The 26,503-nt window shown below is 44.2% G+C and carries 18 protein-coding genes; 3 read left to right on the top strand and 15 right to left on the bottom strand.

Going from position 1 to position 26,503, the window contains the following annotated elements:
• Window positions 1-10 precede the first annotated feature (10 nt).
• The 5 genes from ACTQ9S_RS06625 to ACTQ9S_RS06605 form a co-directional block, all read right to left on the bottom strand.
• Window positions 11-1,294: a hypothetical protein gene (locus ACTQ9S_RS06625; protein ID WP_440454483.1), complete on the bottom strand. Its 1,284-nt coding sequence runs from the start codon at window positions 1,292-1,294 to the stop codon at window positions 11-13.
• Window positions 1,278-1,574: a hypothetical protein gene (locus ACTQ9S_RS06620; protein WP_440454482.1), complete on the bottom strand. Its 297-nt coding sequence runs from the start codon at window positions 1,572-1,574 to the stop codon at window positions 1,278-1,280. Before ACTQ9S_RS06620 ends, ACTQ9S_RS06625 begins: the two co-directional genes overlap by 17 nt.
• A 3-nt stretch (window positions 1,575-1,577) precedes the next feature.
• Window positions 1,578-3,674 (bottom strand): NAD-dependent DNA ligase LigA, encoded by a 2,097-nt coding sequence (gene ligA, locus ACTQ9S_RS06615; RefSeq protein WP_440454481.1) that lies wholly within the window; start codon window positions 3,672-3,674, stop codon window positions 1,578-1,580.
• A 180-nt stretch (window positions 3,675-3,854) separates the two neighbouring features.
• Complete coding sequence (locus tag ACTQ9S_RS06610) at window positions 3,855-4,874, bottom strand: cell division protein ZipA C-terminal FtsZ-binding domain-containing protein (protein ID WP_068034307.1); 1,020 nt, start codon at window positions 4,872-4,874, stop codon at window positions 3,855-3,857.
• 236 nt (window positions 4,875-5,110) lie between these two features.
• The gene (locus ACTQ9S_RS06605) at window positions 5,111-9,076 is read right to left on the bottom strand and encodes an AAA family ATPase (RefSeq protein ID WP_440454480.1); all 3,966 of its coding nucleotides are present in this window, start codon (window positions 9,074-9,076) and stop codon (window positions 5,111-5,113) included.
• Window positions 9,077-9,354: 278 nt separating this feature from the next.
• Between ACTQ9S_RS06605 and ACTQ9S_RS06600 the strand changes: the two genes are divergently transcribed.
• Window positions 9,355-9,654, top strand: a complete 300-nt coding sequence (locus ACTQ9S_RS06600; protein WP_440454479.1) for a DUF4298 domain-containing protein — start codon at window positions 9,355-9,357, stop codon at window positions 9,652-9,654.
• Window position 9,655: 1 nt separating this feature from the next.
• Here the strand turns inward: ACTQ9S_RS06600 and ACTQ9S_RS06595 are convergent, their stop codons facing one another.
• Window positions 9,656-10,459 (bottom strand): sulfite exporter TauE/SafE family protein, encoded by an 804-nt coding sequence (locus ACTQ9S_RS06595; protein ID WP_068034301.1) that lies wholly within the window; start codon window positions 10,457-10,459, stop codon window positions 9,656-9,658.
• Window positions 10,460-10,638: 179 nt separating this feature from the next.
• Between ACTQ9S_RS06595 and ACTQ9S_RS06590 the strand changes: the two genes are divergently transcribed.
• Together ACTQ9S_RS06590 and ACTQ9S_RS06585 are read left to right on the top strand one after the other, a co-directional pair.
• Window positions 10,639-11,589, top strand: coding sequence for a biotin--[acetyl-CoA-carboxylase] ligase (locus ACTQ9S_RS06590; RefSeq protein WP_068325808.1), 951 nt, complete (start codon window positions 10,639-10,641; stop codon window positions 11,587-11,589).
• A 37-nt stretch (window positions 11,590-11,626) separates the two neighbouring features.
• The gene (locus tag ACTQ9S_RS06585; protein WP_440454478.1) at window positions 11,627-12,355 is read left to right on the top strand and encodes a pantothenate kinase; all 729 of its coding nucleotides are present in this window, start codon (window positions 11,627-11,629) and stop codon (window positions 12,353-12,355) included.
• Between the two features lie 247 nt (window positions 12,356-12,602).
• On the opposite strand, the gene ACTQ9S_RS06580 is transcribed toward ACTQ9S_RS06585, so the two are convergent.
• From ACTQ9S_RS06580 to ACTQ9S_RS06540, 9 genes are all read right to left on the bottom strand, one after another.
• Window positions 12,603-13,790 carry an isovaleryl-CoA dehydrogenase gene (locus ACTQ9S_RS06580; protein WP_440454477.1) on the bottom strand — a complete coding sequence of 396 codons (1,188 nt, stop codon included), beginning with the start codon at window positions 13,788-13,790 and terminating at the stop codon, window positions 12,603-12,605.
• A gap of 66 nt (window positions 13,791-13,856) precedes the next feature.
• A complete protein-coding gene (locus ACTQ9S_RS06575) occupies window positions 13,857-14,777 on the bottom strand; it encodes a hydroxymethylglutaryl-CoA lyase (RefSeq protein WP_440454476.1) in 921 nt (306 codons plus the stop codon).
• A gap of 36 nt (window positions 14,778-14,813) precedes the next feature.
• Window positions 14,814-16,931, bottom strand: coding sequence for an acetyl-CoA carboxylase biotin carboxylase subunit (locus ACTQ9S_RS06570; protein WP_440454475.1), 2,118 nt, complete (start codon window positions 16,929-16,931; stop codon window positions 14,814-14,816).
• Between the two features lie 166 nt (window positions 16,932-17,097).
• Window positions 17,098-17,892 (bottom strand): enoyl-CoA hydratase/isomerase family protein, encoded by a 795-nt coding sequence (locus tag ACTQ9S_RS06565; protein WP_068034287.1) that lies wholly within the window; start codon window positions 17,890-17,892, stop codon window positions 17,098-17,100.
• Window positions 17,893-18,145: 253 nt separating this feature from the next.
• Window positions 18,146-19,756, bottom strand: a complete 1,611-nt coding sequence (locus ACTQ9S_RS06560; RefSeq protein ID WP_440454474.1) for a carboxyl transferase domain-containing protein — start codon at window positions 19,754-19,756, stop codon at window positions 18,146-18,148.
• Window positions 19,757-19,897: 141 nt separating this feature from the next.
• Window positions 19,898-21,652: an AMP-binding protein gene (locus ACTQ9S_RS06555; protein ID WP_440454473.1), complete on the bottom strand. Its 1,755-nt coding sequence runs from the start codon at window positions 21,650-21,652 to the stop codon at window positions 19,898-19,900.
• 369 nt (window positions 21,653-22,021) lie between these two features.
• The gene (locus ACTQ9S_RS06550) at window positions 22,022-23,809 is read right to left on the bottom strand and encodes an AMP-binding protein (protein WP_440454472.1); all 1,788 of its coding nucleotides are present in this window, start codon (window positions 23,807-23,809) and stop codon (window positions 22,022-22,024) included.
• 308 nt (window positions 23,810-24,117) lie between these two features.
• The gene (locus ACTQ9S_RS06545; protein ID WP_440454471.1) at window positions 24,118-25,335 is read right to left on the bottom strand and encodes an FAD-dependent oxidoreductase; all 1,218 of its coding nucleotides are present in this window, start codon (window positions 25,333-25,335) and stop codon (window positions 24,118-24,120) included.
• A 235-nt stretch (window positions 25,336-25,570) separates the two neighbouring features.
• Window positions 25,571-26,302 (bottom strand): amino acid ABC transporter ATP-binding protein, encoded by a 732-nt coding sequence (locus tag ACTQ9S_RS06540; RefSeq protein ID WP_068330068.1) that lies wholly within the window; start codon window positions 26,300-26,302, stop codon window positions 25,571-25,573.
• Between the last annotated feature and the right edge of the window lie 201 nt (window positions 26,303-26,503).

Genomic DNA, 26,503 nt, shown 5'->3' with positions numbered 1-26,503 from the left:
CTAAAAAATATTAAGTCTGACGATATGGGTTATTTGAGAGTTCAATTTTTACATTAGTATCGCAGAGCAGCTTTGCTAAATAGGGTTGATACTGGGTAGCAGCAGGGGCTATATAAACTTTATCAAGATGCGATTTTACATCTGCTTCATACTCTACATATAGGGCCTCTCCATATACCATCTTAACTTTTGGATCATTGAGTGACGTAACATAGATTATTCGACACTCTTGCTCTTCTTGAAATGCTGAATGTTTAATTAAGTACTTCAAAGGTAATAGCAGCTGAGCTAATAATACCCTATAGCTTCCATCGTCATTTTTTAATCCTTTTATCTGATTATTTATATCCTTATATATTACTCTTAAGCTATCAATATAGACTTCAAAATCTTCTGTTTTCACTTTAAGTTCATCTTGATACGTTTGCCATTTTTTATCAGCTACTTCTTTATCCTCAAACTCTCGATAGAAAGTAAGTCGATTTCTCTGAGCTAATTGAATGTAATTACTATTTGGATCTATATAGACACAACGCATAATTAAGTATTTATTCTCATCTGTACCAGCACTCAATACTCTTTTATTTTTTAACTCTTGTGACTTATCCTCTCTATCTTCTGTAATATCTTTATTTTCAGAGCTAAAGGATAAAAAAGACATTCCTTTAACAATATTTTCTTGAAAGAAATTTTTCTTGAATACTAAACTTATACCAGAAGCCTCTTTATTATCTTTTTTTCCATATAGACGAAACTGATTTAGACTGTCATGGTTAAAAGTGAAACAGCTAATAAAAGCATGTAAGTTTTTATCAAGCTCTAGCTCAGAATACTCTAAATTATCCTCTTTACCTAAAAGTATCTTAACTAACTCCCCTTCGCTAGGATCATTAACGTTACTAATAGTATTTAGTCTAAGGTACTTATGATTATCCAACTTACCTTCTTTATTTAATAAAATATTTGTTACTTTAGTATTAGTATAATGAGCAAGCTTTCTCTCTGAAGATTCTTTTGTTTTATCAGAATAATCTATAACTAATAACTCATAAGCTTCTAATAATAGCTCGAAAAACTCTAAATAACTCTCGCCAATATTTTTAGTGTCTTCCTCTTCTAACAAGTCGCATATTTTCGAATAGCAATAGTTTTTATAAGAATGCGTATTCTTACATAGTTCTAGAGCAATTCTAGCTCTATTAATATCTCTAGTTTTAGGATCTACAATATATAAACTAGCAATTCTTAGAAAAGTAAAATCAAAACTTTTCAAAGAATCAACTTCTTTTGACATGCTGTAATGACTCAAAAGCTGATTTAAGATCTTTTTTTCGGTACAGATAGGCACCGATAAGTATACGTTGTGTATACTGATAAACTTCATCTTCTTCTACTATATCTTTTAACGCTAGTATTCCTTTATCGTAATCTTTCAATAAAGAGCTTTTATCAAATATTAGAAACCTAGAGGATACATAACTTTCACTCCCATCTTTTTCACGCGTCACTTTCTGCAACTCTTCAATTTCTTTCCGTGTCGCTTTGTTTAAGCCTTTCAAGTCATCAATATTCATACCCTATTCCCCAACCAACGCCAAAAACTCATCTTCGCCCACTATCTTAACGCCCAATTTTTCAGCTTTGGTCAGCTTCGAGCCAGCTTTATCACCTGCTAACAGCGCAGTGGTTTTCGCCGAAATACTACCTGAGACTTTTGCGCCCAATGCTTGTAGTTTGGCTTTGGCTTCATCACGAGCCATGCTATCGAGCGCGCCAGTGATGACCCATGTTTGCCCATCGAGCGGTTGGTCAGCTGATGCGGTTTGCTCGACCTTATCCCAATGCACGCCTGCTTCTCGTAACGCGGTGATGACTTCGATATTATGCGGTGCGCGAAAGAATTCATGCGCCAGCTCAGCGGTGATAGCGCCAACGTCAGGCGTTTGTAGTAACGTATCAATATCTGCTGCCATTAGGCTATCAAGATCGCCAAATTGTTGGGCAAAGTTTTGTGCTGTGCCTTCACCGACACCGCGAATACCGAGCGCATAGATAAAGCGTGCAAGTGTGGTATGTTTGCTGGCTTCGATAGCGCTGATGATATTTTGTACCGATTTTTCGCCTAACTTTTCAAGGGTGATAAGCTCTTCTTGATGGTTATGCAATTGATAGATATCAGCAACGGTTTTGATGAGTCCATGCTGAAAGAAGCTAATGAGCCAGCTTGCGCCTAAACCATCGATATCCATCGCCCGACGCGAGACAAAATGAATGAGCGCTTCTTGCTGCTGCGCTGGACAAAATAGACCGCCAGTACAACGCGCCAATGCTTCATCTTCGGGCAGTAATACAGGAGAGTCGCATACTGGGCAGGTAGACGGTAGTTTAACGGGTTCTGAGTCTTCTGGACGCTGATCATGCCAGACGCGCGTGACTTTTGGGATGACATCACCAGCGCGATGGACGCTGACCATATCACCTGCGCGCACATCTAAGCGCTGAATCTCACCAAAATTATGCAAGGTAACATTGCTGACGGTGACGCCGCCGACTTTGACTGGCTCAAGCTTGCCGACTGGCGTGATTTGTCCGGTACGTCCGACTTGCCATTCGATAGCATGCAAACGGGTCATAACGGTTTGGGCAGGGAATTTATAAGCGGTTGCCCAGCGTGGCTCACGCGATAAAAAGCCAAGCTGCTGCTGTAACGCTAAGCTATTGACCTTAATCACCATACCGTCAATTTCAAACGGTAGATCATCACGCGTTTCAATTACCGATTCATAATAGGCTTGTGCCTCGCGTGGATTCTGCACGACCTCAACTGCGCTGACAGTGAAACTAATGTCTTTTAACCATGCTAATGCGGCTGACTGAGTGTTGATATTTTCAGGTAGACCTTGATTGACTGAATAGCAATAAAATGCGAGCGGACGGCTGGCTGCTATACTTGGGTCAAGCTGACGCAAGCTACCAGCAGCGGCATTACGAGGATTGGCAAAGGTCTTTTCTTCTTTCTCTTCTGCTAGGCGGTTTAGACGCTCAAAGCCTGCTTTAGGCATCAGCACTTCACCGCGTACTTCTAACAGCTCAATATCAGCGGCATCAGCTAGCCAGAGTGGCAAGTTACGAATGGTTTTGGCGTTTTGAGTGATATCTTCACCCATTTGCCCATCACCGCGTGTGACCGCTTGGACAAATTTGCCATTTGCATATTTTAATGAGACCGCCAAGCCATCAAGCTTTAACTCCATCTCGTATTCAGGGTTTTGCTGAGCGTCACTTAGACGATCATTAACGCGGCGCATAAAATCGCGCAATCCATCATATTCGAACACATTACCAAGCGATAGCATGGGGATGTCATGAGTCACTTGGGTAAAAGCAGATAGCGGCGTATCACCGACTTGATTGATAGGGCTGTCCGGCTGTACCAAATCTGGACGTTCTTCTTCGAGCTCAAGCAAAGAGCGACGCAATTGATCGTATTCGCTGTCTTCTAAAATAGGATTGTCGAGCACATAATACGCATAATTATGTTTCTTGATGGCGTCAATAAGCGAGCGCATCTGCGCGATAGTATCAGTATGTTCATCAGACAAAGTAAGGTTTTGCGAAGTCGTTTTTTGATTGGTTTGGGTTTGTGCAACGGTTGGTAAGATAGGGTCAGTCATAGTCAGCGTCTTTGCAATTCAAGATGCCGATATGATAACAAGTTTGCAGGATACTCGGATATCATTTTATAGAAAATCAGAACAATTGAAAAAGGCAAATAACATCTATGGCAATATTAATTGCGCGACATTATTTACCTTTTAGGATTCTGCTAGAATTGATTTTAAATTTCGTCTTTATTAAACTTCATAGTCGCGTACTTGATTGCGTAGCTGTTGTTTATATTCAGGTGTAATCGGCTCATTACTTTCATCAAGCATCATCGCATTTAAGTCATCGGCCATCATATAAGCAATACTCATCATACTATCGAAGCTGCGTAGCGCTTGTGGATGCGGCAGAGATAAAAATACGACCACGCCGTTGTAAGTATTGGTCGCCACGCTATGCGGATCGAAAGGCGCGATACCACTATCTGTAATGCCCATCATACTAAACCAAAGCATACCAGTGCCGTCTTTTTGCTCATAGCGATGGAACATATTCATCGCCCCAAAGCGCAAACCATATTTATCAATTAAAGCCAATAAATCACGACCACGAATAATTTCTACAGGACGATCACGATACTGGCGCGGCAAGATAGTAATATTGATATTGTCTTTAGCATTGATGAGTGGACCGTTTTGCGCTTGGTCAACTGGCTCTAAGAGGTGCTGATCAAGTATCGGGCTGTTGTCATCAAAGCTTGGCTCTTCGGCCGTATCAATCACTGGCATCAAGCTATCCGTCGCTGACATAAGGCTAGAAAACGCATCTGGCTCATACTCATTATCACCCTGCATTTCACTAGCAACTTCTACAAACTCAGCATTGTCAGCGCGCTGTTGCTCGTCCTGCCAGCGTACATAGTCCTCGTTGTTTTCTGCACTTTCATCAATTGCGGTATCACCACGACCCTGTGTCAATTGTGCATCGACATTGGTATGAGTCTCAGTTAAAGGTTCATCTTCGATCACCGCATTTAGATAATCACGATCAGGAGCGATGGTGGTTTCACCAGCGACCGTATCGTCCAAGTCTGGCTGATCGACAATATTACGCTCGTGGCGCGGTATAATTGGGATACCATTTTTATCATAATTGACTGCCGCAATCTCCGCGCTATTACGACGCTTAAAGCTACGAATGACCATAAACAGGCCTGCAAGCACGATAAATGCAGCAATGGCAATCAATACAAACTGAATAGCGGTCATGAGAAATATATCCTAATAACTATGATAAAAGGGAATACATAAGAGGGAATAAATGGCAATAGTCTAGCATGGCTGACTAACCTCGTCACCATATACTAATCGTTTATAGTCAGCCTGACATAGTTGCGTTACGTTACAGTCCTAGCATCGACTATAACACTAGGGACTGTATAGAATTCGATACCAGTTATCAATTTTTAATATCAGTTATCAATTCTTAATACTAGTCATTAATACTAACTATCAATATAGCTTGCAGCTTCATCGAGTGAGACACTGACCAAAGTAGAAATACCAGCATTTGGCATCGTAATACCTTTAAGCTCATCGGCAATCTGCATCGTCAGCTTATTATGACTAATAAAAATAAACTGTAAATCGTCTGCCAACTCATGAATCAGACTGGTAAAGCGAGCAACGTTGGCATCATCGAGTGGTGCATCGACTTCATCAAGCACACAAAATGGGGCAGGATGCTGCTTAAATATCGCAAAAATTAAGCTAAGCGCTGTTAGCGTTTTTTCACCGCCTGAGAGCACAGCTAGGCGACTATTACGTTTGCCTTTCGGCTGCGCCATTAGGGTTAGCCCTGCTCGCCACTGTTCTGATTTTGGTGCATTAGCAGGCATATCATCAGTATTTAACGTTAGGCTGGCTTGTCCACCACCAAAGACTTTGGCAAATAAATTGGCAAGCTCGTTATTGACCGCATCAAGCGTCTGCATAAATAAGGTCTTGGTGGTCTCATCAATAGAAGCAATCGCCTCGGTCAACGTCTGCATACTGGCAGCAATATCTTCTGTCTGCTGCGCCAGCGGCTCTAAGCGTTCATTGACCTCAGCCAGCTCTGCCACCGCCGCTAGATTGACCGCGCCAATTTTACTTAGCTGCTGGTCAAGCTTAGCACGTTCGGACTCAAGCTCAGCGATTTTGTCTGGACGTACGCGGCGATCATGGGCGATAAAATCCGCTAATAAATTTGAGACACTAATCGGTTGCTGTGGTAACTCTTCATCAGTTTTATATCTATGCCTAATACTATAGTAAGCTTCTAAAGCCTCTTGCGTATGAGTACTGGCATCTTCTAGACGTGCCGCGCTTAATGCCAGCTCGGTGGCGTGATGTGCAAGCTCGCTTTGCTGAGTCTGCAATGACTGTTGTAGCGTATCTAGCTCTGCCTGCTGCTGCCTATACTCCCCTTTAAGCGCCGTTAATGCCGACTCACGCTCTGCTAATACTGCCTGCTGTTCATCGCGTGCTGTCTGCGCTGTGTGCAATGCTGCTTGCAGTGCTGGCAGTTTATTTTGCTGCTGTTCATGACGCGCCTTTAGACTTTGCTCGTTTTGTAGTGACTTATCATATTGCTCAGTCGCGCGGGTAAGACTATTAACGCTATGCTCTAAACGCATCTCGCTTTGTTGAATACGAAGCTGCAATGCTTGCCAAGTGTCATCATCTGCCTGACGTGTGTGGGCAAGCTCACTACGCTCGGACTGTAATTGCTGACTCAATGCCCGAGCATCCGCTATTTTTGGCGTCAGCACCGCTATCTCACTTTGAATATGCTGCTGCTCATGATTAAGTGTTTGCTGCTCTTGCACAAGCTCTTGTTGCTCTTGCTCAAGGGTAGCTTTATCAGCGTTTAGACGTTGGCTGTCCGCTTGTAGACGTTCAGCGTTGGCGCGCTGAGTGGTAAGCTGCTGCTGGTATTGATGCTTATCGCGGGTTAATTGTTCAGCTTGCGCACGAGTTTCTTCTAAGCTGACCGTTAACGCATCGTAGTTACGCTGGTTATTAGCGATGGTCTTTTGCTGCTCTTGTATTTTGGTTTCAAACTCATCAAGCAAATCTTCTAACGCTTGTAGACGGCTTCGCTGCTGTAAACGCTGCGTTAAGAATTGGTTATCGCTTTCGTTTTTTCCATCTTGCGCGCTGGCAAACTTACTGAGATTAATCGTACCCTGACGACTGATAATCCAGCCATCCGAGGTTAGCAGAATTGCTGATGATGGTAATATTTTTAGTATCTCGGTAAGCACTGCAAGCATCTGCTGATGAGTCGTTTCGGACTCCGCGATATATAAATAACATTGCTGCCAAAGCGCCAAATTAGGTGCAGTAATTAGCTGTGATAAAGGCAGTACTGTATCAGTCAAACTGTCAGGCAATGGGCTAACAAATGAATTGTCTCTAATCTCACTTTGCTTAGCAGATAGCCACAGGCTATGACCTGTTTCTATTGAAGAATTCTCTTCTCTATTACTACGCTCATTTTGTGCAGTCCGATAAGTAAACAAATCCGTTAAGTCATACTCAAGCGCTTGCCATAAGCTATTTGTTTGCTCAGAATCATCACCCGCGTTATTAACGCTTGGTCGATTGGCTTGGTTAACTTGCTTGGAAACCAGCACATGACTATCCAGCCATAACGCCAATACGCTATCGAGTAACTCTGCGTGCTGCTGACCTTTGGTGCTTAACTCAATCTGCTCACGCAAGGTCGTGATAGCCAAGTCTTTATAGTCGCTGACTATTTCATTTTCTAAATCAGTTTTTAAATTGTTAGTTCCTGAAATAGATAATTGCTGTTGAGATTTTGCCGTAGTTTTAGGATGCAATATCTGATGTAGAGTATCGTACTCACCTGCTAAGACTGCGTGACGTTTTTCATCCTCACTCAACTCGCGTTGCTGAGTTATCAAGCGTTGTTGTAAATCATGCGCTTGCGGTTGTAGCTCAGACAGGCGCTCATCAACGCTATCTTGTTGACGCTCAATCTGCTGCAACTGTTTATTTAGCTCAGCAACTTGCGTCTCTAATGTGCGCTGCAAATTGTTCGCGTCAGCCTGCTCTTGTCTATCACTATCAGCCTTGTCAGTATTGGCAGCTGGTACTAGTGACTGTTGTAGTTGCTGCCATAGATTCTGCCAATTTTGCTGGCGACGCTGCCATTTCTCATGGTTTTTCTGATGACGTTTTTGCGCTTGGCTATTAATCGCTTGCTGCTGTTCAAGCGCACGCGCATTATCTTGCAGTCGTGACAGCTTGTTTTGCGCTTCATGCCATGCGCGCTGCAAGGGTTGCTCATTGCGTTTATACGCTTCACGTTTATTTGTCAGTTCAATTAGCTGCGGACGCAATTCTTCTAGCACATTTTGCTGCGTGGCTTGCTCAGCTTTTAAACGCTCAATCTCATCGACTGCTTGCTCACGCTGCTGCTCTAAACTGGCTAGTTGCTGTTCAATAACGGTTAGCTGTGATTTGGCATCACTTAGCTGGTGCTCATCTTGTTGATAGCTTAGCTGCTGTTGATAATGGCTGCTTTGGGCATCGTCTTTTAGCCACTGTTCTTGATTGATATGCGCTGCAAGCTTATCCTGTTTGGCTTTTAGAGTCTCATAGCTGGCTTGTAATGTGGCGACCTCATTAGCGCTACGCTCATGAGCTATTTTTTGCTGCTGCTGATTATGCTTGGCTTGATACAGTTGCTGAATGGCAAGTTGCTGCTTGATATCAGCAAGTGTTAACGCTAGCTCTTCGTAACGCTGAGCGCTTTCTGCTTGCTTAGATAACCGTTTTTGTTGGGTGACCAGCTCGTTTTGCATGTCGTGCAGGCGTGCTAAATTATCTTTAGTTTTCTCGAGCTTCTTTTGCGTTTCTTCGCGGCGCGCTTGATAACGCGAAACCCCTGCCGCCTCTTCGATAAACTCTCGCAGCTGCAGCGGGCTAGATTCAACAATTCGCCCAATCATACCTTGTTCGATAACCGCATAACTGCGCGCGCCAAGCCCAGTTCCCAAGAATACATCGACTACATCACGGCGACGGCAGCGCGTGCCATTGATAAAGTAGTCTGAGCGTCCTTCTTTGTTTACCTGTCGGCGTACTGACAGCTCTTGATAGAGATTAAACTCATGGCGAATACCCGTCTGCTCGTCTTGCGTATGCTCAAAAGTCAGCTCGACACTGGCAACACTTTTGGCAGATTTATCTTGCGTGCCGGCAAAGATGACATCACTCATAGCTCCGCCACGTAACTGCTTGGCAGAGGTCTCACCCAGCACCCAGCGAATGGCATCAATCACGTTGGATTTGCCACAGCCGTTCGGCCCGACAATGGCAGTAATGCCATGACGGAAGGTAAAAGTCGTTGGATTGGCAAAGGATTTAAAGCCTGCCAGCTTTAGAGATTTTAGACGCATCAATAATCAATAAACTTAGCGAAAACAGGCGGCTATTCTACCTGAAATTGTGACGAGTTTTTAGAGTTTGTGAGGAATGCTATAATATGTTCACTTTAAAAAGTATATAGTGCTACTGGGATGAATTTTGTGTAGCCTCTGGAGTGACGAAGTCGCACAGTAAGCAAGGAAAATTTATACCAGTAGCACATTCAAATCTATATACTAGTTTTATTTCAATTCATTATATGATACTGCTCAAAAGCTAAATTATTAATCACTAAAAAAAGAGAATTAAAATGGCAGAATATAACCCGCAAGAACTACAACAAAAATATGAAGAATGGTGTGAGCTACATCGTAAACAGCTTGAGGCGCAACAGCAGTTCTTAAAAGCTGAAACATTACAAAACGAATTAAAAGACTACTATCTCAACCCGCAATGGATGACGGATCGTGAAGCGGATATGCCAATTGAATACTCAGGTAAAGAGTATTCAATCTTTAGTGAAGATGCGCTATGGAGTATGCTCAGCGACCATGATGAGTTAGCAAGAAAGTGGATGCGTTTAGGGCTGGATGCGATTGATAAGAAATAACTTAAATCACCCCAATCCCACTTAACAATAACTGCCCACCTGCAAATAATAACAACACCCCAAAAGCACGCTTAAGTGTTAGCGCAGGTAATACATGGGCAAGCTTGGCACCGACTTTTGCCATAGCGAAGCTGACAACGGAAATACATAAAAACCCACTAATATGTACAAAGCCTATTGTACCTTCAGGCAGGTTGACCACATCTTGACCGAACCATGCAAATCCTGCTGCGCCAGCCAACGCAATTGGCAGGCCACAAGCAGCTGAAGTGCCGACTGCTTGCTTCATCGGCAGGCCTGCCCAGTTTAAAAACGGTACGGTCAAACTACCACCGCCAATTCCAAAAATAGACGATGCCATACCAATCCCTGTACCCGCACCAAACTGCACACCAGCGGACGGTAACGGCTTACCTAGCTGCTCTTTGTTAGAAAAGAACAACATCTTTAAAGCAACCAATAACGCGCCGACACCGATGATGGCTTGCAATACCTTACCGTCAATCATGTCAGCAACGCCTGCTCCAACGAGGCTACCGATGACCAAGCCCAACGCCATTTTGCGCCACACTTCCCAGCGTACACCGCCGCGCTTATTATGTGCCGTGAGTGAGCTAATAGAAGTCACTACAATGGTCGCAAGTGAGGTACCAACTGCCAAATGGGTGACCACTTCAGGAGGAAAATGATACGCAGTAAAAATCCATACCAATGCTGGTACGATAATCATGCCGCCACCGACACCAAACAAACCTGCGCTGACCCCAGCAAATGCCCCTGCAATGACAAACCACACATATAACATTATAGCTCTACCTTTTATTATGGTTATTTTTAGTTGATAATAACCAGCGCCTGCGCGTCATTAGCATCTAAGTCGTGACAATTCTGCCGATGGCTGTCATTCTTAACAATGGCCTTAGTATATCAAATGCTATCTCAAAGACTCTATCAAACATTATATGAACTACAGCGACTAAATTTATGCCGTTATCTATATCTATGCCGTCACCAGCCAATCCTTCCGTCCATTTAGCTGAGGTTACGCATCGTCATGTGACCAGCAGTGCCTCTACCAATAGTGAGCTGATAGACGCTGTGCAAGATGGTACGCTGGATGCTACTGAGTTGCATCTACTAACGGCTGAGACCCAGAGTGCAGGGCGCGGACAGCGAGGACGCTCATGGCAATCACCGCGCGGTAATGTTTATCTGTCGTTATACCATCCAGTACACATGCCTATTAGCGGTTTGTTATCGTTAATCATCGGCGTTGAGCTGGCAAAAACGCCTGTTATCCAAACATTGAATGAGCAATTACGCGCGCAAAGTTTAACCCCTATTGGCGTAAAATGGGCCAATGATTTAGGCTTTTATCAAAACTCACCCGAATCAGATAAAGCTGAACTAGACACGCAAATTATTCAATTTAATAAGCTTGCTGGTATTTTAATTGAACCAGTATGGAAGGCAGGAAAATTGGTTGGTGTCGTCATGGGCGTTGGACTTAATGTACAAGCTGCGCCAAAGCTAACCGCGCAAACTTGTGAAGGCATGAGCTATCAAGCAGTTAGCTTGCAAGATATTTATGGAATGCTGGCGTCAGATAACGCGAACAGTCTACCAACCTTACAAACGCTTTATCAGCAAATTAGTGAAGCGTTACTGGCGGCTATGACCCGCTTTGAGCACTTTGATATCGAAAGGCCAACTGGACATACCTACTATTTGGACAGCTTTTTACAAGAGTTTGCGACGATGGACGCACTGGCAGGTCTGCGATTACGTGTCACCCAAGACCATGATGATAATTCGCATGTAATCACTGGTGACGCCTGCAGTATTGATACAAACGGCTGTTTGCAATTGCGTCAAGATAACGGTAAGATTTCTGCGCTTTTTACCGGTCGTATTGATGTGATTCATGAGGCTTAGACCGCCTACTTAACGAGCACTATATAAAGGGATTTTTATGCTCTGGTTAGATCTTGGAAATACTCGTCTTAAATACTGGCTCACTGATGATATCGGGCAGATAGTCGCGCACGATGCCAAGCAGCATTTACAAGCGCCTGCCGAATTACTCATGGGTCTAACCGATCGCTTTGAGCGTTATGCGCCCGACTTTATCGGTATCTCGTCAGTACTGGGTGACGAGCTGAACGTAAAAGTATCAGAGACTTTGAGTCGTCTAGATATTCCGTTTGAGTTTGTCCATGTTGATGATGAACACCCATTGATGCGTAGCGCCTACAATGACGAGCAGCTCGGCTGCGATCGTTGGCTACAGATGCTGGGCGCAGTTGATAAGAAAAAGCGTCAATGCGTGATTGGTTGCGGTACAGCGGTGACGATTGATTTGATTGACCATGCTGAGCATTTAGGCGGTTATATTTTCCCAAGCATCTATCTGCAACGCGAGTCACTGTTCTCAGGTACCAAGCAAATCACCATCTCTAACGGTACTTTTGATAGTGTCAGTCAGGGCACCACCACGCAAGATGCGGTACATCGTGGGATATTATTATCCATCGTTGGTGCGATAAATGAGATTAGCCATCGTCATCCCAACTTTGAAGTCATTATGACGGGTGGTGATGCAGCCATTATTGCGCAACATGTCAATCGCCCTGTACGCCTGCGCGATGATTTATTGTTAAATGGTCTGGCACGCTATTTTGACCATAGTAAACTGTCATAGCAATTTTAATCTAAGATCTTTATAAGATATAAAATAGAAATAAAAAAAGCAGTACGTTTTAAGCGTACTGCTTTTTTGTTATAGCCTGTTCGATTTCAAACCCATACAGAGTGCTAATGGGATGAGTTTTTCGTAGCCTCTGTCACGCCTGCGAACAGCAAGCAAGAAAAATTTAGCCCATTAGCACGAGGATATTAATGTATCGATTTTATTCTGAAATTAATATCTAACGAACATTCAATAATTTTTACTTAGTCTCGTTAAACAACTCACGACCAACCAGCATACGGCGAATCTCGCTGGTACCTGCGCCGATTTCATAGAGTTTGGCATCACGCCAGAAACGACCTAGCGGATACTCATTGGTATAGCCATTACCGCCAAAGATTTGAATGCCTTCACCTGCCATCCAAGTGGCTTTTTCGGCACACCATAAAATCACACTGGCGCAATCTTTACGCACTTCTCGACTATGACCAGCACCGCGTTGATCTAACATGTCGAGATTTTTACCAACGGTGTATAAGAAGCTACGCCCCGCCTGCAAGATGGTATACATGTCCGCGACTTTACCTTGGATAAGCTGAAACTCACCAATCGCTTGACCAAATTGCTTGCGATCATGGATATAAGGAACGACATTATCCATCACTGCTTGCATGATACCGATAGGACCTGCGGCTAATACCGCGCGCTCGTAATCTAGACCACTCATCAGTACCTTAACGCCTTCGTTGAGGCCGCCTAAGATATTCTCTTTAGGGACTTCAACATTATTAAAGATCATCTCACCGGTATGACTGCCGCGCATGCCTAATTTATCGAGCTTTTGCGCTGTACCAAAACCTTCCATGCCTTTTTCAACGATAAATGCCGTCATGCCTTTAGCACCCATCTCTGGATTAGTTTTGGCATAAACCACCATCACATCCGCATCAGGACCATTGGTAATCCACATTTTACTACCGTTTAAAATGTAGCCGCCGTCTTTTTCTTCGGCTTTTAGCTTCATACTGACCACATCTGAGCCAGCGCCCGTTTCACTCATCGCGAGAGCACCAATGAATTCACCGCTAATGAGTTTCGGCAGATATTTTTGCTTTTGTTCCTCTGAACCATTGCGTTTAATTTGGTTGATACAAAGATTAGAGTGCGCACCGTAGCTCAGCGCCACGGAGGCTGAAGCACGACTGATTTCTTCCATTGCGACCATATGAGCGACGTAGCCCATATCAGCACCACCGTACTCTTCAGGAACAGTGATACCATGTAGACCTAAATCACCCATCTTTTGCCACAAATCCATTGGGAATTCATCGCTGCTGTCAATCTCAGCCGCACGCGGGGCAATTTCTTTCGCTGCAAACTGCTGTACCACATCACGTAACGCGTCGATATCTTCGCCAAGCTGAAAATTCAATCCAGGTAAACTCATAACTATTCCTTGTATTTTGATGTTTTAAATCTTGAATTTTAATCTGTTTTTTTAAAGTAGTGTTAGTTAAGACTGACGCTTATTGATAATGGCTCGCGCCACGCTTGAACCATTGCGGCGACCCAAAAACTCACTGATACGCTCGCCAGCGACGACCAGTTTATCCAAGTCAATACCAGTGCTAATACCCATACCGTGCAGCATATAGACTACATCTTCGGTTGCGACATTACCCGTTGCGCCTTTGGCATACGGGCAACCGCCAAGCCCAGCTACTGATGTATCGAATTCGCTAACGCCCATCTGTAGTGCGGCTAAGGTATTACTGACGGCTTGACCATAAGTGTCATGGAAATGTCCTGATAGCATAGCGATGTCGGCATATTCTAATGCGGCTTGTAGCGCGCGCTGTACTTTCAGCGGCGTACCAACACCAATTGTATCAGCAATACCAATCTGCTCTGAACCAATCTCAACCAAGCGCTTAGTCACATAAGCCACTTGGCTAGGATCAATCTCGCCTTCATAAGGGCAACCGACCGTGCAAGAGATAACACCGCGTACCTTGATGCCCTGTTCTTTTGCAGCAGCAGCAACGGGTGCAAAACGTTCAATACTTTCATCGATACTGCAATTGATGTTTTTTTGACTAAAGGTCTCACTGGCTGAGCCAAAAATTACTATTTCATCAGGACGATGCACAATAGCATTTTCAAAACCGCGCATATTGGGCACGAGTACCGAATAAATAACGTCATCACGCCTATTATCTGCAAGCACGGTCATCAGCTCACTGTTGTCGCCCATTTGCGGCACCCATTTTGGCGAGACAAAGCTGGTCGCCTCAAGCTTTTTGACGCCTGCCGCGATTAAATCATTGATAAGCGTTTGCTTAACCGCAGTCGGTACCGTCATCGATTCATTTTGTAAGCCATCACGTGGGCTGACATCTACGATGGTGACGTGCTCTGGATACGAATGGCTCATGGTTATTATCCTTTTATTGTTCTTATACTTCGGTTCTTAAGCTTCGCTAGCTTCCGTGTCAATACGCAGTAACTCATCACCATCTGCAACCGAGTCACCCGCCGCAAATAACAATTCTGCCACTACGCCGTCAGTTGGTGCGGTAATGGTATGTTCAATTTTCATCGCTTCGATAACGGCGAGTGGCTCGCCTTTCTTCACGCTATCGCCGACAGCCACTTTAAAGGCAACGACCTGCCCTGGCATTGGTGACTTCAAACTACCGACCGCCGCAGACTCTTCTCCCACATGCGCCATGATATCAATCAGCGTAATCTCATCACGACCGCTATCAGTGAACACATAAACGGTCTCATTATGTACCCAACTTTGAGCGCTAATACGTGCGCCTTCTAGCCATAAAGTATGATTGTGTGCATCACTGCTAGCGTAGCTGACTTCACCTTGATAAACAGTTTCCAACTCAGCAGCTACATTGATATTGCTATTATCCTGAGTGTTAGCGACCTCTTTTTCAATGACCAACGTAAAGCTGCTGGTATTTTCAGCACTCTTTTTACTGTCAGAATAATGTGCGTTGTGCCAATTACTAATACGGGCGCTATAAGCTTGCTCATCATATATCAAGCTAAACGATCTCGCATAAGCGTTATAAGCACGGAAACCAGTAGGCTTACTAAACGGATCTGTATCTTGTGCAATCCCTTCACTGGCAAGCTGCTGAGCAATGGCTGTCACAGCAAGCGTCGATAACTGCAGCGGATGCTGATTAAACAGCTCGTCCGCCTCACGCTCTATCAATGCCGTATCGAGATTGGCTTGGCTAAACGACTCAGTATTTAGAATATAGCGCAAAAATGCCACGTTATTCGGCAAGCCAACGATGCGTGTTTGTCCGAGTGCTCGATCGAGTTTAGCCAATGCTTGCTCGCGAGTGGGCGCATGAACGATAAGCTTGGCAATCATAGAGTCGTAGAACGGGCTAATCACATCGCCCTCGCGCACCCCATCATCGATACGCACGCCTGCGCTGTCGTTATTAATAACAAAGGTGCTATGCTCAGGTTTTTGATAAGTAAATAAAGTACCTGTCGCTGGCAAAAAGCCATTGTCAGGGTTTTCAGCACAGATACGCGCTTCAATCGCATGACCATTAATCGCCAGCTCATCTTGCTGCTTAGGTAATGGCTTACCCGCTGCGACCAAGAGTTGCCACTCGACCAAATCGACACCAGTAATGGCTTCACTGACTGGATGCTCAACTTGCAGACGAGTATTCATTTCCATGAAATAAAAGTTCATAGAGCCTTCGCGCTGCTCCACGATAAATTCAACCGTGCCTGCACCAAAATAACTAACCGCACGCGCGGCTTCGATTGCCGCTGTTCCCATCGCTTCACGCATTGTAGCGTCAACACCTGGAGCTGGCGCTTCCTCTAATACCTTTTGATGGCGACGTTGTACCGAGCAATCACGCTCAAACAGATGCACATAGTTACCATGCGTATCACCAAATACTTGAATTTCGATATGGCGTGGTTTTAGAGCGTATTTTTCGACCAATACCTGATCATTGCCAAAACTGGTTATCGCTTCGCGGCGACAGGAGTCTAACAGGTCAATAAAATCGCTGCTCTGCTCAACGATACGCATGCCTTTACCGCCACCACCCGCACTGGCTTTAATCAGTACTGGATAGCCAATGCTATCTGCTTGCTGCTTTAAAAACTCTGCATCTTGATTGTCACCATGATAACCCGGTATCAATGGCACGCCAGCCGCTTCCATCAAACGCTTGGACTCAGATTTACCGCCCATAGCGCGAATAGCATCAGCTGATGGACCAATAAAGACTAGACCTGCATCCTGACAGGCCTGCGCAAAATCTGCATTCTCACTTAGAAAGCCGTAGCCTGGGTGGATCGCTTGTGCGCCAGTCTCTTTAGCAATCGCAATGATAGCATCGCCTTTAAGATAGCTGTCTTTGGGAGACGATCCGCCCAAATAAACGGCTTCATCACAGACAGCGACATGCTTAGCTTCACGGTCAGCATCAGAATAAACAGCGACGGTATTTACACCCAGACGCTTAGCAGTTGCTGCAACACGGCAGGCAATTTCACCACGGTTGGCGATTAGAATTTTAGAAAACATAACTATCCCTGTGTCTTGTCGTTTTTATCGTTTTTAACATTCGTTTGTGACATTAATAAATAATGATAAATAATAAAATATAGGTTGATGTTCACGTGTGACTGTTTTAAAAAAAATGGCATCTGCTGTTAATTTATCGTCAATTTACCAAATATCTCTTCTATTATTAATCTGCTGTCAGCCAATCAGGCTTCCTTTTTTGCAGAAACGCTTGTACGCCTTCTTTACCTTGCTCTGATGAACGAATATCAGCGATGCCTTTTACCGTATCGGCAATCAATTCATTGGTAATGGGTGCGCCCGCCACTTCATGCAATAAACGTTTGCAAGTCTTAACCGCATCCGGGCTGTTTTTGACCACTTTGGCGCAGAACGTGGCTACCTCATCATTAAGCGCTTCTTCGCTGACGCGCTCATGGATCAAGCCCAGTTGCTGAGCTTTTTTGGCATCAAAAACTTCTGCACTTAAGAAATAGCGCTGTGATGCGCGAGCACCTAGCGCCTTAATAACATAAGGGCTAATCGTTGCAGGAGCCAATCCCAAACGCACTTCGCTTAGGCAAAAGTTCGCAATTTTAACCGCGATGGCTACATCGCAAACGGCTATTAAACCCATACCACCTGCATAGACATCCCCTTGAATAGCGGCAACCGTTGGTTTGGGGCATTCATAAATGGTCTTAAGCATTTGCGCGAGTTTATCAGCGTCTGCTAGGTTCTCTTCATAGCTATAATCTGCCATCGCACGCATCCAGTTAAGATCCGCACCAGCACAAAACGCTTTACCAGCAGCCGCTAGCACAATGACTCGGACATTATCATCAGTGCCAAGCTTGTTAAATACATCCGTTAATTCGGCAATCATTTCATCATTAAAAGCATTACGTATTTCAGGGCGGTTTAATGTTACCGTAGCCACGTGCTGCTCAATATCGACCAATAGGCTTTTATAATTATTCATATAGGATTATCTCAATGTTTTGTGGTAACTTTTGCATGTCTTTTTTTACGGATAATTTTGCGTCACGTTCTTTTTTACTTCTAACACCGTCATTCTATCTTCGAAAAGAAATGGGTGACTGGTAGAAATTTTCGCAGCCTCTGTCGGCGTAGGCACAGCACGCAAGAAAATTTTTACCAGTCACGTACTGACCTTAGTAACACAGTCTATTTTGTAAACTAAAGCACTCACTCATCAAAAGTAGAATACCAATCTACATTCTAAAGACACCATAAGTAGTTTCTTCAATCGGTGCGTTATAGGCAGCGCTCAAACCTAACGCCAGTACGTTACGAGTATCGGCAGGATCAATCACCCCATCATCCCAGAGACGCGCCGTTGCATAATATGGATGACCTTGCTCTTCGTACATATCGAGAATCGGCGCTTTAAATGCGGCTTCATCTTCCGCACTCCACTCCTCGCCTTTACGGTCAAAATTGTCACGCTTGACCGTTGCCAATACCGATGCTGCTTGCTCGCCGCCCATCACAGAGATGCGCGCATTTGGCCACATCCATAAGAAGCGTGGACTATAAGCACGGCCACACATGCCGTAGTTACCAGCGCCGAATGAGCCGCCAACGATGACGGTAAATTTTGGCACTTTCGCGTTGGCCACTGCCATCACCATCTTGGCACCATGACGAGCAATACCTTCGTTTTCATATTTACGACCAACCATAAAGCCGGTGATGTTTTGCAGGAATATCAATGGGATTTTACGCTTACAACATAGCTCAATAAAGTGTGTGCCTTTTTGCGCCGACTCACTAAACAAGATGCCGTTGTTGGCAATAATACCGACTGGCATACCTTCGATATGAGCGAAACCACAAACCAGCGTGGTACCAAAGCGCGCTTTAAATTCATCAAAGGCACTATCATCGACGATACGAGCGATGATTTCTTTGATATCAAATGGTTTGCGCTTGTCCGTTGGAATGACGCCATATAGCTCTTTGGCATCATAGCGAGGTGGACGTGGTTTGATTTGATTCGGAATTTGCTTAGCAGGACGATTTAAATGGCTGACGATATTACGCGCAATCGATAGCGCGTGGGTATCGTTCTGTGCTAAATGGTCGACGACCCCTGACAGACGGGTATGCACATCGCCGCCGCCCAAGTCTTCAGCCGTGACCTCTTCTCCCGTTGCTGCTTTTACTAGTGGCGGGCCACCCAGAAAGATGGTGCCTTGGTCCTTAACAATAATAGATTCATCACTCATAGCTGGTACATAAGCACCGCCCGCCGTACAGCTACCCATGACTACGGCAATCTGTGGAATGCCTGCAGCACTCATGTTGGCCTGATTAAAAAAGATGCGCCCGAAGTGCTCTTTGTCAGGGAATACGTCATCTTGGTTGGGTAAGTTAGCGCCGCCTGAATCCACCAAATATACGCAAGGCAAGTTGTTTTCTTGGGCGATTTCTTGCGCACGTAGATGTTTTTTTACCGTCAATGGGTAATAAGTTCCGCCTTTTACCGTGGCATCATTACAGACAATCATACATTCAGTGCCGTTAATGCGACCGATACCAGCAATCACGCCAGCAGCTGGAATATCTTCGCCATACATATCGTGCGCTGCCATCGGAGCCACTTCTAAAAATGGCGTACCTACATCAAGCAAACGCTCGACGCGCTCACGAGGGAGCAGCTTGCCACGTGCTAGATGCTTGGCACGTGCACGTTCTGAACCGCCTTGGACGACTTTACGCAAGTGCAGATATAAGTCATCAACCACCTCTTGCATAGCGGCACTGTTTTGCTGAAACTCAGCAGCGTTTGGACTCAGTTTACTGGTTATGATAGCGCTCATGATATCCCTTTTCTTTGATACGTAAATGCGAGTAGCTTTTTTATGCGAGTTATTCTAACTGCTATTTATTTTAAGCGTTACTCACATGATTAATCCGTGATGTTTAAAACCTAAATGTTTCAGACCTAAGAAGCAAGCTTACTATAAGCCCAGCTCATCTTTCATCATCTCAACGATTTTATACTTTTGAATTTTTCCCGTAATGGTCATCGGGTATTCTTCGACGAAACGATAGTGAGTAGGTATTTTATAATGAGCAATGTTATTACGGCAGAACTCCTTAACCTCTTCTTCGGTTAAGCAATCAGGCTCTTTGGGAATAATCCATGCCGCCAATACTTCACCATACTTAGCATCAGGTATACCAACGATTTGCACATCGCGAATCTTGGGATGGCGATAAAGATAGTTTTCAATCTCTACTGGGTAGATATTCTCGCCACCGCGAATGACCATGTCTTTGCTACGACCGACCACTTTGACGTACCCATCTTCATCCATGGTTGCCAAGTCGCCTGTATGCATCCAATTATCTTGAATGGACGCGCGGGTTTTGAAGCGGTCGCCCCAATAGCCTTTCATCACCGAATAGCCGCGCGTGAGTAGCTCGCCTTTTTCTCCTAGCGGTACAGTCTCGCCCGTTTCTGTATCGATAATTTTGACTTCAAGCGCTGGCTGCACCAGTCCTACAGTGGAAACCTGCTTTTCAAGCGGTGTATGCTTGTTCGTCTGACAAGATACTGGACTGGTCTCTGTCATGCCATAAGCAATGGTGACCTCGCTCATATGCATCTCATCAATGACGCGGCGCATGACTTCAATCGGACAACTAGAGCCTGCCATAATACCAGTGCGCAAAGTGGATAAATCGTATTGATCAAAGTCTGGATGATCAAGCATCGCGATAAACATCGTTGGCACCCCATGCAAACCAGTACACTTTTCTTCTTCGACCGCTTGCAGGACACTTAATGGCTCAAAACCATCGTTGGGATATACGATACAACCGCCATGCGTCAAAATGGCTAAATTCCCGAGTACCATACCAAAACAGTGATAAAGCGGCACAGGAATACACAATATGTCTTCTTCAGTGAGATTCATGGCCTCACCGATGAAGTAGCCATTATTGAGGATATTACGATGGCTTAACGTGGCACCTTTTGGCGTGCCAGTCGTACCGCTAGTGAACTGCACATTAATAGCGTCAGTGTTTTTGAGTTGTGCTTGCCGTTCAGCAACGCGTGGGTCGTTCGGGTCACCCTCACTTATCCAGTCAGAGAACTTTTGCATATAACTAAAGGTTTCATCATTACCTGGTTCATCAATCCAAATGATACGCTCAATCGTCGGTATTTCGACCAAATCCAGCTGATTATAAGTTTTATGATAAATCTCTGGACACAGCTCACGCACCATTTGCGTATAATCGCTGGTCTTGAAGTGGCGCATTAACACCAAAGCCGAGCAGCCAAGTTTATTCAAGGCATACTGCAACTCAAAGGTACGATAGGCAGGATTGATATTGACGAGGATAACGCCGACTTTAGCAGTCGCTAATTGCATTAGCAACCATTCGGCATTGTTATGCGACCAGATACCGACGCGATCACCAATCTCAAGTCCCATCTCAATCATACTGCTCGCCAGTTGATTGACCTTTTCTTGTAGCTGTTTATAAGTCCAGCGGATATTTTGGTGACATGAAACTAACGCTTCGCGCTCTGGACATCTTGCGACAATGGCGTCAAAAAAGTCGCCGATAGTCACTTCAATCAGCGGCACATCGGGGCCTTTATCATAACTTTGAGAAAGTGGCGCATTTGCTGAGCGTGCACCCATATTGATGCTGGGAATGTTAGCTAAGATAGTATCGAAATCAATATTTTGAGTCATAACGAGTCCTTTCGTTTTACTTTTTTATTCTATATAAAAACAGCCCGTAAGCTAATTTTTCGTCCTTGAATATATATCATATATTATTATCTACTATACCGCTTCAAATGAAAGACTGTCAATGATAGCGATACAATATGTATCATTTAAAAGCATAGCATAAGTTAAATAAATTTTTCATAGATAAATAATGAATATTTAATATAACCTAAAATACAAAAGCCAGCTTTATAGTATAGTAGTATAAAACTGACTTTATCAGTGTTTAACACTTCTGTCTTTAGGCCTTTAGCATTCAGTTGTAAGCCTTTATAATACTAGCGATTATAAATTAATGACTGATGTTTGTTAGCGTCTATCTACTACAGCCTAATCCAAGCTCAATTCCTCTATCATTTGCTCAACGATTTTATATTTCTGAATTTTACCAGTCACGGTCATTGGATATTCAGTCACGAAGCGAAAGTAAGTCGGCACTTTATAATGTGCAATGTGGTCACGACAGAACTGCCTTACCTTATCTTCGGTCAAACTTCCTGGCTCTTTTGGAATAATCCAAGCAGCCAGCACTTCGCCATACTTTTTATCAGGAACCCCGACGATTTGTACATCACGGATTTTAGGATGACGATAGAGATAGTTTTCGACTTCTACTGGATAAATATTTTCGCCACCGCGAATGATCATATCTTTACTACGCCCAACCACCGTGATATAACCATCTTCGTCCATCGTTGCCAAATCACCCGTATGCATCCAGCCATCAGTGATTGCCGAGCGTGTTTTAAATCGGCTACCCCAATAGCCTTTCATGACCGCATAGCCGTATATAAGTAATTCGCCTGTCTCTCCAATCGGGACGATATCACCAGTTTCGGTATCGACGATTTTAACTTCAAGCGCTGGCAGTACCATCCCCACTGTGGACACTCTCTTTTCAAGTGGCGTTTGCGAGCTAGTCTGACAAGAAGCTGGACTGGTCTCGGTCATGCCATAAGCAATGGTCACCTCACTCATGTGCATCTTATCCATGACACGGCGCATAACCTCGATAGGACAGCTTGAACCGCCCATGATACCCGTGCGCAAACTGGACAAATCAAAGCTATCAAATTCTGGATGATCAAGTTCCGCGATAAACATCGTCGGGACGCCAAGTAAGGCGGTACATTTTTCTGCTTCCACCGTTTGCAATACTGTCAACGGATCAAAACCATCATTAGGATAAACTGCGCAACCACCATGGGTCAAAATAGCTAAGTTGCCGCCCACCATGCCAAAGCAGTGATAGAGTGGCAATGGGATACACAGCCTATCCTCTTCCGTGAGCCTCATTCCTTCACCCATGAAATAGCCATTATTCAAGATATTACGATGCGTTAAGGTAGCGCCTTTGGGTGTGCCGGTCGTGCCACTGGTAAACTGCACACTAATAGCATCGGTGTTTTTGAGCTGAGCTTGACGTTCCGCTACGCGAGGGTCGTTTGCATCACCCTCTGCCATCCACGTAGAGAACTTTTGCATAAAATTAAAGTCCTCATCACTCTCTGGCTCATCAATCCAAATAATGCGCTCAATGGTAGGAATTTCGACCAAATCAAGCTGATTATAGCTTTTATGATAAATTTCAGGACATAGCTCGCGAATCATTTGCGTATAATCACTGGTTTTAAAATGACGCATCAATACCAAGGCCGAGCAGCCCAGTTTATTCAGCGCATATTGCAGCTCAAAAGTTCGATAAGCAGGATTGATATTGACTAAGATGACGCCAATTTTTGCTGTCGCTAATTGCATCAGCAGCCATTCCGCATTGTTATGCGACCAAATAGCGATACGATCACCTATCTCAAGCCCCATCTCAATCATGGCACTGGCCAGCTGATTGACTTTTTCCTGTAACTCAAGATAAGTCCAGCGGATATTTTGATGGCGAGAAACCAAGGCTTCACGCTCAGGATATTTATTAACAATGGCATCGAAAAAATCACCGATGGTCGCCTCAATCAGCGGCACATCAAGTCCTTTATCATGGCTTTGGGTGAGTGGCGCATTCGCTGAGCGCGCACCTATATTAACTTTGGGTACATTGTTAAGAATACTGTCATTAAGAGTATTGTCATTGAGAATATTGTCGAAATCGGCAAGCTGAGTCATAACGAGTCCTTTCGTTTTGCTGTTAATTTTATTATTGCCTTATGAGCATTTAATGCGCTGCTAAGGTAAAAACAATATTCCTCCTTGAATATTCTTTATAACTAGACAGTATAGTTAAATCATGCCCTAACCAATATAGCGCCTTAAACGAAAGACTGTCAATCATAACTGATACAGCACGTATCGATTAGGATTGATGCGACGTATTATCATGTTAACGAGTGATATAAAAGATGCGATAGACATAAAAAAAGCCAATGCTGCATTAGAATTGCAGCACTGGCTATGGTATAGAGATTTTTTAATAATTAAGCTTTGGGCATGACAGGCGCTTTAATAGTAACTGTTGCGCTAACCGCATCGTTATCATCTAGCAAATCCATGATTAACTCTTCATCAGTCTCAGTCTTTACCTGCCAATTGCCAGCAGCTTGCGGCACCCCAGTAACCATCACAGAAATGGCTTTATTTTTTAGACGAATCATCGGCGGCTTATGCTCATAGCCGTCATGCTCATGACCTAAAACATCATCAGCAATGGTCGCTGCCTGCGCCCGCAGCGGTGCAACATAACGACACGCTACCCCATTAATTGACATGCAATCGCCAATGGCATAAATACTAGAAGCATTAGTACGCAACGTTGTCGCATTGACCACGATACCGGTACGTCGATTGAATTCAACACCAGCAGCAGCAGGCAATTTATCATCAACGAGCAAGCCTGTACTGGCAATCACATGATCGACAATGAGCGGCTCGAGTTGCTGAGCAGTAGCACTGTCAGCGGCTGACGCTAGTGGCTCATAACTGACCTGCAATTTACCATTATCTTTACGAGTAACATCAGACACTTGGCAACTGCCCAAAAAATTAATCCCTTGTGATTTGACCGCTTGAGCAATACGAGCCGTGGCTTTTGGCGGTAGCATTTGTGAAAGTGGTGCATCATTTAAATCGATCAGCGTCACTTCATGACCAGCCTTCAGCAAGTCCTCTGCTATTTCTGTCCCAACCATGCCAGCCCCAACAATGGCAACATGCTGACTACCGGTTGCCAGCTTCTCTTGCAGTTGACCAAAGCGCTCAATATGATTGACATGCCAAACCAAATCCTCTGGCAAGCTTTGCGGAAAGATAGGGTGAGCACCCATTGCTAGCACTAGCTTGTCATAGCTGATCGTTGCGTAACTCGTGTTAGCTGGATCTGAGCGATTAGCAGAGACAAGATATAACTGCTGACTGGCAGCATCAATATCACTAACTTGCGTATTGGCAAGTAAATTGATATTCGCAGCCTCTGCTGCATCATTACCCGTAGCTCTCACCAAGTCTGATGCGCTTTTGTTTTGGCTAATTGCCATTGTTAGCATTGGCTTATGATAACGATCGCCACTATCAGCGGTAATCAAGGTAATTGGAATATCTTTATCTTTCGCCCGAATCGCATCGATGACATGCCAGCCGGCCAATCCTGCACCAATAATTACCACACCTCTCGATGTAGATGAACGTTCTGCACTCATACAAGCTCCTATTAACTTAATTACTGTGTGTATCAGATTTTGCCAAAAATAATTACCCTTATTGTATCAGTAAACAGCCATTCACTCATCTATTCTCCTGTATAGCCCTTTATATCAACATCGATATTAATGACATAAACCTACTCCCACAAAAAAGCGCCTATTTATAGACGCTTTAAATTATAGAGGTTTTAAAAGAACGCTTTAAAAATGATTCGTAATATAGTGCTACATGCTAATGATTAAGAATCTTTGATAAGAACATTTGCGCACGATCACTTTTCGCACCTTCAAAGAATTCATCTTTACTACAGTTTTCAACGATATAGCCTTCATCCATAAAGATAATACGATTAGCTACCTGACTAGCAAAGCCCATCTCATGAGTGACACACATCATCGTCATACCATCGCGGGTCAGCTCTACCATGACATCCAGCACCTCTTGAATCATCTCCGGATCAAGTGCTGAGGTTGGCTCATCAAACAGCATTGCAACTGGATCCATCGCCAGCGCACGTGCAATCGCTACCCGCTGCTGCTGACCACCGGACAATTCGGCCGGATACTTCGCTGCTTGTACGGTCAGTCCTACGCGATCCAGATACGCCATCGCTTTTTGTTTAGCCTCACTTTCTTTACGGCCTAATACTTTAATCTGCGCGACCATTAAGTTATCAATAATAGTCAAATGCGGGAACAATTCAAAATGTTGAAACACCATGCCAACGCTACTGCGCAGCTTAGGTAAATCGGTCTTTGGCGCACCGACTGAGATGCCATTGACCATAATCTGACCTTTTTGAAAAGGCTCAAGTCCATTGACGGTCTTAATCAAAGTAGATTTACCACTACCCGATGGCCCACAGACCACCACCACGTCACCTTTGTGCACGTGGGCAGAACAGTCGCTCAAAACTTGAAAGTCACCATACCATTTGCTGACGTCAGTCATTTGAATGACCATCTCATCACTAGCATGGCCGTTATTGGTAACCAGTCCGCCAAAGTCATTTGTATACGTATCAGCACTACTCATCACTGGCTCCTAACCGTCGTATTTTGGATAATTTTATTAAATGTAGCTTTATGAAATATAGTTATATTTCATAAGATATTTATTGGTTACTCTCATAAATTCTAGGCAATAGCTTTTTATTAAAATTTA

Source organism: Psychrobacter sp. ASPA161_9 (assembly GCF_051970275.1).
Taxonomy (GTDB): Bacteria; Pseudomonadota; Gammaproteobacteria; order Pseudomonadales; family Moraxellaceae; genus Psychrobacter.
Note: the sequence above shows the minus strand (reverse complement) of the source record. Positions and strands in the feature narration are given on the sequence as shown.